This is a genomic window from Streptomyces sp. FH025 (assembly GCF_017427025.1).
In the GTDB taxonomy this organism is placed as follows: Bacteria; Actinomycetota; Actinomycetes; order Streptomycetales; family Streptomycetaceae; genus Kitasatospora.
The window spans coordinates 1-9,042 of the sequence record NZ_JAFLNG010000297.1 but is presented as its reverse complement, the minus strand read 5'-3'; the positions used below and the strand labels follow the sequence as shown (position 1 = coordinate 9,042).

8 protein-coding genes and 1 pseudogene are annotated in these 9,042 nt (G+C 72.6%); 6 read left to right on the top strand and 3 right to left on the bottom strand.

Features of this window, described 5'->3' with window-relative positions:
- The 3 genes and pseudogenes from J0670_RS21035 to J0670_RS21025 form a co-directional block, all read left to right on the top strand.
- A pseudogene (locus J0670_RS21035) lies at positions 1 to 343 on the top strand (hypothetical protein); the annotation flags it as partial.
- Positions 344 to 613: 270 nt separating this feature from the next.
- Entirely contained in the window at positions 614 to 1,315 is a 702-nt protein-coding gene (locus J0670_RS21030) for a DUF4328 domain-containing protein (RefSeq protein ID WP_207813187.1), read from the top strand.
- A 122-nt stretch (positions 1,316 to 1,437) separates the two neighbouring features.
- Positions 1,438 to 2,250 (top strand): isocitrate lyase/phosphoenolpyruvate mutase family protein, encoded by an 813-nt coding sequence (locus tag J0670_RS21025; protein ID WP_207813186.1) that lies wholly within the window; start codon positions 1,438 to 1,440, stop codon positions 2,248 to 2,250.
- 95 nt (positions 2,251 to 2,345) lie between these two features.
- Here J0670_RS21025 and J0670_RS21020 read toward each other — a convergent pair whose 3' ends face one another.
- The 3 genes from J0670_RS21020 to J0670_RS21010 form a co-directional block, all read right to left on the bottom strand.
- Positions 2,346 to 3,677, bottom strand: a complete 1,332-nt coding sequence (locus J0670_RS21020) for an RNA polymerase sigma factor (protein WP_207813189.1) — start codon at positions 3,675 to 3,677, stop codon at positions 2,346 to 2,348.
- On the bottom strand, positions 3,650 to 4,069 hold the full coding sequence (locus J0670_RS21015) for a YciI family protein (RefSeq protein WP_207813185.1): 420 nt from the start codon (positions 4,067 to 4,069) through the stop codon (positions 3,650 to 3,652). Before J0670_RS21015 ends, J0670_RS21020 begins: the two co-directional genes overlap by 28 nt.
- 154 nt (positions 4,070 to 4,223) lie before the next feature.
- Positions 4,224 to 4,472 carry a hypothetical protein gene (locus tag J0670_RS21010; RefSeq protein WP_207813184.1) on the bottom strand — a complete coding sequence of 83 codons (249 nt, stop codon included), beginning with the start codon at positions 4,470 to 4,472 and terminating at the stop codon, positions 4,224 to 4,226.
- 384 nt (positions 4,473 to 4,856) lie between these two features.
- Here J0670_RS21010 and J0670_RS21005 point away from each other — a divergent pair, with 384 nt between their 5' ends.
- The 3 genes from J0670_RS21005 to J0670_RS20995 form a co-directional block, all read left to right on the top strand.
- On the top strand, positions 4,857 to 6,755 hold the full coding sequence (locus tag J0670_RS21005; protein WP_307806625.1) for a PEP/pyruvate-binding domain-containing protein: 1,899 nt from the start codon (positions 4,857 to 4,859) through the stop codon (positions 6,753 to 6,755).
- A 49-nt stretch (positions 6,756 to 6,804) separates the two neighbouring features.
- Complete coding sequence (locus J0670_RS21000) at positions 6,805 to 8,160, top strand: acetyl-CoA carboxylase biotin carboxylase subunit family protein (RefSeq protein ID WP_207813183.1); 1,356 nt, start codon at positions 6,805 to 6,807, stop codon at positions 8,158 to 8,160.
- Positions 8,161 to 8,198: 38 nt separating this feature from the next.
- A partial coding sequence (locus J0670_RS20995) for a nucleotide disphospho-sugar-binding domain-containing protein (RefSeq protein WP_207813182.1) occupies positions 8,199 to 9,042 on the top strand: 844 nt, incomplete at its 3' end.

The window sequence follows — 9,042 nt, the reverse complement described above, 5'->3', positions numbered from 1 at the left end:
GGCGGCCGGCAAGGCGGCCATGACCAGCAAGTACGGCGACGCCGGAGCCCGCCCGGTCCACCTGGACGCGCGGATGCTCAACGGCATCCTCAAGCTCAACACCGAGCACGGCTTCCGGTTCGACCTCACCGAGATCGCCGGCGGCGACCACAGCGCCAACTCCCGCCACTACGCCGGTCTCGCCTTCGACACCAGCTCCATCAACGGAGTGCACGTCAGCCGGACCAACCAGGCAGTCGCCGGATTCAAGCAGGCCTGCAAGCAACTGGGCGCCACCGAGGTGCTCGGCCCGGGCGACGCGGGCCACGACTCCCACGTGCACTGCGCCTGGCCGCGCAGCTGATCCGCGCCACGTGCCCCGGGGCGTCGACCCCGGGGCACGTGGTCCTTCAGCCAATCCCTCCGCCGCCGGTGTCGTCGCTCCCCACCAGCCGCGTACGAATGTCCGGTAACGCCCCGGAATCGAGTGGGTTGTCCACGACCACGCGTTCGCCGCCGCCTTCGATGTCACCGATTCGTCATCAACCCGGGTGGAGAAACGACTAGTGCACGAAGCTGATCATCCCTAAGGTATCGCTCCGTCATTCTGGTCCAGACCTGGAGCCGTTCACCGATGCCTTCCCCCGCCGTCTACGCCCCGCCGAGACCGGCCGCGACCGCCGCCACCGTTCTGCTCGCGCTGAGTGGTGCCGCCGTGCTGTTCCGGCTCGTCGCCGATTTCCGCCTGTACGGGGCGGCCGGAGACCTCGGCACCGACGTCGATCCGGTCGAGGTCGGCCCGTTCGTGGACGCGGAGCAGTTCTTCAAGACCGCGGACCTGGTCGACACGGTGGTCCTGCTGATCTCGGCGGTCACCTTCATAATCTGGTTCTACCGGGTACGGGTGAACGCCGAGGCGTTCCACCCGCACGGTCACCGGTTCCGGCGCGGCTGGGCGATCGGCGCCTGGTTCACGCCGCTGGTCTGCCTCTGGTTCCCCCGGCAGATCGCCGGCGACACCTGGCAGGCCAGCGTCCGCCCGGACGAGTCGGGCGTGCGCCCGCCGCTCTCTCAGACGCTGCTCAACGCCTGGTGGACCACCTTCTGGCTGGCCAACCTGCTCGACCGACTCGGCAGCCAGTACAAGTCCACGGCGCACTGGGCGGACGACTACCAGCAGTCGGTCGTCTGGCTGATCGCCTCCGACGTGCTGGAGCTGGTCGGCGCGGTCCTCGCGATCCTGGTGGTCCGCAAGCTGACGGAGATGCAGGAACGGTACGTCACGGAGCCCGCCGCCCGCGCCTACGGGGTCGCGGTCACGGAGGTCCGGGGCTGACCCGCTTGCGGATGATGGCGCCGTCGACCACGTCCGTGTTTGCGGCGCCGGCCGGTCGGCGGGGCGACGTTCACGTCCGTTTCCCGCCGGACACCGCCTCCGCCCGCTGATTGCCTGGGGGCATGATCAACGCAAACGACTCCTCGGCCTTCCGCTCCCTGCACGACCCCGCCCGCCCGCTCGCACTCGCCAACGTCTGGGACGTCGCCAGCGCCCGCGTGGTGGAGGCGGCGGGCGCCCCGGCGATCGCCACCACCAGCGCGGGCGTCGCCTGGGCGCTCGGCGCGCCGGACGGGGACTCCGTCTCCCGGCACCTGGTCCTGGGCGTCGTCGCCCGCATCGTGGCGGCCGTCGGCGTCCCGGTGACCGTCGACATCGAGGGCGGCTACGGGCAGAGCCCGGACGGAGTCGCGGAGACCGTCGCCCGGCTGCTCGAAGCGGGCGCGGTGGGCGTCAACATCGAGGACGGCGCCCGCCCGCCGGCCGTACTCGCCGAGCGCGTCGACGCCGCCCGCCGCGCAGCGCACAGGGCGGGCGTCGACCTGTTCGTCAACGCCCGCATCGACACCTACCTGCGGGAGCTGGGTGCTCCGGCCACCCGGCTCGCGGAGACCCTGGACCGGGCGCGCACCTACATTGACGCCGGAGCGGACGGGATCTTCATCCCCGGCCTCACCGACACCGCCGCCATCGCGGAAGCGGCCGCGGCCCTCACCGTCCCCCTCAACGTCATGGCAGGCCCGGGCATGCCGCCGGTGGCCGAACTGGGCGCCCTGGGCGTGGCCCGCGTCAGCCTCGGCTCGGGCGTGGCCCAGGCCGCCTACGCCGCCGCACGCCGCGCGGCCCTCGACCTGCACGGCGCCGGCGGCTACGACTCCCTCCGGCACGCCATCGACTACCCGGACCTCAACGGCCTGCTCACCGCCGCCCGCTGACCCGCGCTCAGCACGCCCACCACGGCGCCCGCGCCCACCACGGCACCCGGCGGCGGCCGTCGGAAGCAGTCGGAAACGGTCGGAGGCCGTCGGTGTCACCCCAAAGCGGCCGCCTTGCGCAGCAGCACCGACCGCTCCCGGGTGTTGCGGCACAGCCGGGCGGCGAGTTCGAGCTCGGCGCGGGCCTCGGCGGTCCGGCCGAGCCGGGACAGCAGTTCGCCGCGCACGCCCGGGAGCAGGTGCGACCCCGACAGGCGGCCTGAGGCGGCCAGGTCGTCGACCATCCCCAGCGCCTCCTGCGGCCCGCTCGCCATCGCGACGGCCACGGCCCGGTTGAGCTCGACGACGGGCGACGGTGCCACGCGGCCGAGCGCCTCGTAGAGGAGCACGATGCGCTCCCAGTCCGTCTCCCGCACCGAGGGCGCGGTCGCGTGGCAGGCGGCGATCGCGGCCTGTAGACCGTACGGTCCGAGGCCCCGGCCGGCTGCCGAGGCCCGGCCGAGCGCGGCCAGTCCGCGACGGATCGCGGAGCGGTCCCACCGGCGCCGGTCCTGGTCCTCCAGGAGCACCGGCTCCCCGTCGGGCCCGGTGCGTGCCGGGAAGCGTGCCGCGGTGAGCTCGAACAGCGCGAGCAGCCCGTGCGCCTGCGGCTCGGCGGGCAGCAGGGCCGTCAGCATCCGGGCCAACCGGACGGCCTCGTAGGCGAGGTCGGGGCGCAGCAGGTCGTCGCCGGCCGTCGCCGTCGAGCCCTCCGTGAAGATCACGTACAGGACGCTCAGGACCGCGCCGAGCCGCCCCGCCCGCTCCTCGGGAGGTGGCAGCTCGAACGGCACCCGCGCCGCGGCGATCGTCTTCTTGGCCCGGGTGATCCGGGCCTGGACGGTCGGCACGGGCACCAGGAACGCCCGGGCGATCTCCTCGCTGGACAGGCCGCCCACCACGCGCAGCGTGAGCGCCACCCGGGCCTCGGGGGAGAGCACCGGGTGGCAGGCCGTGAACATCAGCGCGAGGACGTCGTCGTCGACCCGGTCCGGGTCCCACGGCAGGTCGTCCGACCGCTCCCGCGCCGTCGCCGCACCCGCGCTGAACTCGCCCTCGGCGAGCTCACCCGCGAGCGCGGCGTACCGTTCGTCCAGTGCCGACCTGCGGCGGAAGGCGTCGATGGCCCGCCGCCGCGCGGTCGACAGCAGCCAGCCCACCGGGCTGGCGGGCGCACCGTCGCGCGACCAGCTGACCAGCGCCTCCGCCAGGGCCTCCTGCGCGACGTCCTCGGCGAGCGCGAAGTCCCCGGTGTAGCGGGCCAGCGCACCCACGATCCGCGCGGACTCGATCCGCCAGACGGCCTCGACGGCCCGCCGCGCCGATTCGGCGATCGGCGGGCCGTCGGGGGCGGGGAGTGTCACAGCTGGCCGGTCCGCTCGCGCCAGGCCCGCTCCTTGACGATCCACTCGTTGTCCTGGGGGAACTCCTCGATGCCCGGCACCCGGCGGACCTCACACTTCGAGCCGGGGAACGCCGGGAGCCGCTTGGCCCACTCGACCGCCTCCTCCTTCGAGGCCACGTCGATCAGGTAGAAGCCGCCGAACAGCTCCTTCGTCTCGCCGTACGGACCGTCGGTGACCACCGGGGCCTCCCCGCTGAAGTCCACCACCACGCCCTGCGACGGGTCGTCCAGCCCCTCGGCGGCGACCAGCACGCCGGCCCGGATCAGCTCCTCGTTGAAGCGGCCCACCGTTTCGAGCATCTCCTCGAAGGGGGTCTCCATCATCTTCGCGAGGGACTCGTCCGTGCCCCGCATGATCAGCATGTACTTCGCCATCTTCGGCCTCCTTGCTCCAGGGTCGCCTCTCGACCCTCTCCATCCCCAGGTCGAACGGCGCACTCGCGGATCGACACGGCGGACGGACGTCGACCCATTTTCTTTTCGACGCGCGCATTTGTCCCACGACGGGGCGGGCGGACCGTGGGCGGCGTCAGGGGCGGCCGAGGGCGCGGAACGTCCATCCGGCGGCGCGCCGGCGCTCGGCGTCGGGGGTGTCGCGGGCGTCGATGACGCTGGGGACGGCGAGATGGCGGGCGAGGTCGGCCGGGTCGGTGGCTGAGCGCTGGGGCTGGTCGGTCAGGTGCAGCAGCGGGTCGGCGCCGGCGCCGACGCCGGTGGGATCGGCGGCGTGGCCGAGGTGTGCTCGCGCCGGCGTCAGGGATCGTGCAGGAATCAACATTTCGGGAATATTTCGACAGTGCGGCCCGGTCCGGCCGCCCGAACGGTCGGGCGCCCCTTGCCGTGTGACCTTTGCCACGGCTTGACCTGCCATTGTGGCGGCATTGACGGGAACTTGATGGCCGGATCAATCCGTAGTGGCTTGAAGTCACGTGACTAATCGTCAGAAGTTTAGATTTGATGGCAGCATGTGTGCGGTCGTACCAACCTTCTGACCTGGTGCACACCGATCGTGTGCACAATGACGAATGGCTGAACTGTGCGCATTACCCGTTCGGGTCGCAACGAAGCGACCACGCGGCCCCGCCTCGCCGGCGGAAAGCTCACCATCCAGGAGTTTTCCCAGTTCGCGGGCAGTGTTGGGGGCTACCCCTATGTGAAGATCGTGCTCGATCGCACCGATTCGGTGCTCCACTTCATCGACAGCGCGGACGGCACTCTCCACGTCCGCTACATCGCGTGCGAGATACTCGGCATGTCGATCGACGAACTCGCGCGCGGACTCGATTCGTTCAACGACGACGTCTACCGGAATCCCGACCGCCGCTTCTATCTCGGCACCCTCGCCCTGCACACCGCGGCCGAGGATCAGGCGGGTGACGCATTCCTGTCGTTGGAGACCGTCGACGTCGACACCATGTCCCAGGACATGCTGCGGTACTTCTACCACCGGGTCCGCGAACACATCGACCCGTCGCTGCCGCTGCTCCTCAAGCCGGCCAACCACCGGCAGGAGGGTCACGTCGCCGGGATCCCGGAGAGCGAGATACCGCGCATCCTGTCGCACGAGCTCTACTCCACGGCCGCCTTCGTGCCGCTGAACCCCGGGACGGCCTACGGGCGGCTGCGGGTGTTCCGCGACGAGGAGGAGTACCGGGCCGACCCCGAGCCGCTCGCGTGGCACGACATCGTGGTGATGCCCCGGGTGCCCGAGGACGTCCCCCGGGTGTCCGGCATCATCCACACCGAGCACACGACCCCGCTGTCCCACATCAACGTGATGGCCGCCGGGTGGCGGATCCCCAACGCCGTCGGCATCGGAGCCGCCGACCGGATCGAACGCGAAGGGCTCGCCGACCGGTGGGTGAACTACCGGGTCGACGCCGACGGCTCCGACCTCCTCCTCGAAGCCGCGCCGCCGCCCCGCGACGGCGTACAGGCGGCGCCGGTCGCCGAACGCGTCACGGTGCCGCCGCCCGACCTCGCGGCCACCCCCATCACCCCGCTGACCGAACTGCGCGCGGGCGACAACGTCCGGTTCGGCACCAAGGCCGCCAACCTCGGCGAACTCACCCACCTGCTGCAGCACGGCTCACCGCGCTGGCTCGGCTTCTACCGCGCCCCCCGGCCGCCCCGCGACAACCTGCTGCGCTACCTCGCCCGGCAGCTCGGCCTCCCCGAGACCGCGGACGACGCCGAACTGGACACCGCCGCACAGCGCCTGGTGAAGGAGCACGCCCACGTCCCGCGCGGGATCGTGCTGCCGTTCTCCCTCCAGCAGCGCTTCCTCGACTCCTCGACGGAACTCCGGGCCGCGCTCGACCGGCTCGACTCCGCGCTCGGGCGGGGCACGTCGGGCACCCCGGACATCACGGACCTCTGCCTCGACGCGCAACGGCTGATCCGCACCGCCCCGCTGCCCGACGCGATCCGCACGGAGGTCGACCGCGCCGTCGACCGGCACCTGTACGGCGCACCCGCCCTGGTCGCCCGCAGCTCCTCCAACGCCGAGGACCTGCCCGGCTTCTCCGCCGCCGGCCTCTACGAGTCCGTCGCCCACCTGGACGGCACGGACGCGGTCCTCGACGCCGTCCGGGAGGTCTGGGCCTCCGCGTTCTCGCCCCGCGCCGTACGGCTGCGCCACCAGGCGGGCATCCCGCTGGACCACTGCCGCATGGGCGTGATCGTCCAGGAGCAGGTCGGCGCCACCGTCGGCGGTGTCCTGGTCACCTGCAACCCGCTCAGCCCGCAGGACTTCCGCAACGTCTACCTCAACGTCTCACCGCGCTCGGTGACCGAGGTGGTCAGCGGCCAGGGCGCCCCGCTCCAGTACCTGTGCAACACCATGGAGGGCGGCAGCCGCACCGTCTCCCTCGGCGCCGCCACCGCCGACCTCGACACCGGCACCAAGGACCTCCTGCGCCGGCTGGCGCTGATCAGCCGCCTGCTCCAGTCGCACTTCTCGCCCGACGAGAGCTACAGCGCCCCCGTCGACATCGAATGGGCGATCGAGGACGACCGCGTCGGCCTGCTCCAGCTGCGCCCCTTCCGCACCGCCGCCTGACCGCGCCGGCCGAGTGAACCACCTTGAACTTCCTTCAGGAGAACGCACGTTGAACAGGATCCTGTACGTCTACGTCAAGGGTGGCGCCCCGCTGGAGTACGCCTTCCCGCGCATCGCCGCCTGCGGGGAACTGCACGTCCTCGCGCTGGCGCCGCTGCCCGAGGCCGCGCAGGAGGTGTGGCGGCCCAGCTGTACGAGCATCGAGTCGGTGCCCGAGGCGCCGCGAGGCGAGGAACTCGTCGAGCTGATCGTGGAGCACGCGAAGGCCATCGGAGCCGACGCGGTGCTGACGCTCTCCGAGTTCGCGGTGCTGGCCGTCGCGCACGCCGCGAGCCGGCTCGGCCTGGCCGGCGCCGGCGAAGGGATCATCCGCGCCCGGGACAAGCGGCTGATGCGGGAGGCGTGGGCCGCCGCCGGAGTGCCGATACCCCGCTTCCGCCGGGTCGACAGCCTCGCCGACCTGGACGCCGCGCTGGCCGACCTCACGCCCCCGCTGCTGCTCAAGCCCGCCTGGGGCGCCGGATCGGTCGCCCAGATCGTGCTGCACTCGGCCGAGGACGCCGCCCCGGCCTGGAGCGGGATCGAGGACGGGCTGAAGGCCGGCAGCCGGGTCGGCATGAACGAGCTCCACGCCGCCGACACCGACCGGGACCGGCTGGTCGAGGAGATCGCCGAGGGCTCCACCGACGGCTGGTACGAGGAAGGCGGCTACGGCGACTACGTGAGCGTGGAGGGGATCGTCGCGGACGGCGTCCACCACGCGCTGGCCATCACCGCCAAACTGCCGACCGTACCGTCCTTCGTCGAGGTGGCCAGCACCTCGCCCTGCGTCCTGCCCGAGCCCCTGCAACGGCGGATCGAGGAGGTCGCGCGGCAGGCCGTCGACGCGCTCGGGCTGGAGAACTGCGGCACCCACACCGAGCTCAAGCTCATGCGGGACGGCGAACTGGTCGTCATCGAGACCGCGGCCCGCTTCGGCGGACTGCTGACCACCCGGCAGGTCCACGAGGTGTTCGGGCTCGACCCGATCGGCATGCTGGTCCGCCAACTGCTCGGCGAGCGGGTCGACTACCCCGAGGCCATGCCCACCTCCAGCGCCCGCGCCGCCGCCTCCCTGGCCGTCGTCCCGGCCGACGCCGCCGGACGGCCCTGGCGCAGCAGGCCCGTCTGGAACCCGCAGGCCGTCGACTGGCCGAGCCTGCTGTCACCGGGCAGCACCATCGAGCCCGTCCCCGCCTTCGCCCTGCCGGCCGGGCAGCCGGTGCCCGCCTTCGACCCCTCCGCGGGCTCGCGCAACTGGCTCGGCGTCTACCTGCTGAGCGCCGTCGACGCCGCTACCCTGCACCGCGACTGCAACGCCGTGCTGAACGGCCTGGAAGCCGCCCTGCACCGGGCCGCCGGCTGACCCCGCTCGTCGAAATCCCATCTCTGAGGTTCCCCTTCATGCGCGTACTGTTCGCCGGCGCACCCGGCGTCGGCCACCTCTTCCCGCTCGTCCCACTGGCCCGCGCGATGCGCGAACTCGGCCACGAGGTCGCGGTGGCCTCGATGGACGGCGGCGAGTCCGTCGCCGCCTCCGGACTGCCCTACCTGCCGCTCGCCCCCGGTGTCGACTGGCGCCGCGAGCTCCGCGAGGCCGGCCGCACCCGTCGGCCCGACCTCATGCGGCGGGTCGTCGACACCAACGCCGCCGACCGCGAGGCCTTCGTCCCGCTGGCCGCCCACGTCAACGCCGAAGTCGCCGACGCCTTCGTCGAACTCGCCGAGCGGTGGCGGCCGGACCTGGTCGTGTACGAGTACCTGTTCCCGGTCGCCCTGCTCGCCGCGACCCGCCTGGGCGTCCCCGCCGTCCAGCACGACCTCGGCTTCGTCCGCACCCCCGGGCTGCGCGAGCTGATGCTCACGGAGATGGCCGACGCCTTCGCCCGCCACGGCATCGACCGCCTGCCCGAACCCGCCGACACCCTCGACGTCGCACCGCCGAGCACGGTCGGGTCGGAGCGGTACGGCAGCCTGCTGCGGCCCGTCGCCTACAACGGCGAAGGTGCCATGCCCGCGCCCCTCGCCGCGCCCGCCCGCCGCCCGCGCATCGCGGTCACGCTGGGCACCGTCCCGCCCAAGACCGACGGCCTCACCAGGCTCGACCGGGTCATCGCGGCCGCCGCCGGGCTCGACGCCGACTTCGTCCTGGCCACCGGCGACCTCGACCTCGCCACTCTCGGCGCCCTGCCCGCCAACGTCCACCCCTACGGCTGGGTGCCGTGGCGGGCCCTGCTCGACACCTGCA